Origin of the sequence: Pantoea sp. Ap-967, from assembly GCF_011752565.1 — a bacterium.
GTDB lineage: Bacteria > Pseudomonadota > Gammaproteobacteria > Pseudomonadales > Pseudomonadaceae > Aquipseudomonas.
In genome coordinates this window covers 1-530 of sequence record NZ_VWXK01000099.1, presented here as the reverse complement: position 1 = coordinate 530, position 530 = coordinate 1, and the positions used below count along the sequence as shown (strand labels likewise).

Below are 530 nucleotides of genomic sequence, written 5' to 3'. Positions count from 1 at the left end.
ATTCGCATTTCGCTCAATTAAGAGCAGAACTCACAAATTTTACCTTAGCCTGATTTCCAGCAGTGAAACTGGTCATCAGTCTATTTCTATCACATATCCGAATTTTTAAAGAACGATCTGACAAAAGTCAGAAATCAACATTCGATCTGAATGTTCATTTCTAAGTTCTGACACGTTACTGCGTACCGCGAAAGTGGTGGAGCCAAGCGGGATCGAACCGCTGACCTCCTGCGTGCAAGGCAGGCGCTCTCCCAGCTGAGCTATGGCCCCGTATTCTACGGCTGAACCATGTAATGGTAGGTCTGGGCAGATTTGAACTGCCGACCTCACCCTTATCAGGGGTGCGCTCTAACCAACTGAGCTACAGACCTATAACAGGGTCGCGTTACAGCATCGTCTTTTCACAATGAATCAAGCAATTCGTGTGGGAGCTCATCAGTAGGCTGATGTCGTCGATTAAGGAGGTGATCCAGCCGCAGGTTCCCCTACGGCTACCTTGTTACGACTTCACCCCAGTCATGAATCACACC

Annotated in this window: 2 tRNA genes and 1 rRNA gene; all 3 read right to left on the bottom strand. The window is 48.3% G+C overall.

Annotated elements, in window-relative coordinates:
• Positions 1-194: 194 nt before the first annotated feature.
• Positions 195-270: transfer RNA gene (locus tag F3J45_RS29700), tRNA-Ala, on the bottom strand.
• A 24-nt stretch (positions 271-294) separates the two neighbouring features.
• Positions 295-371, bottom strand: a tRNA-Ile gene (locus tag F3J45_RS29695).
• Positions 372-457: 86 nt separating this feature from the next.
• Positions 458-530 (bottom strand): 16S ribosomal RNA (locus F3J45_RS29690); the annotation flags it as partial.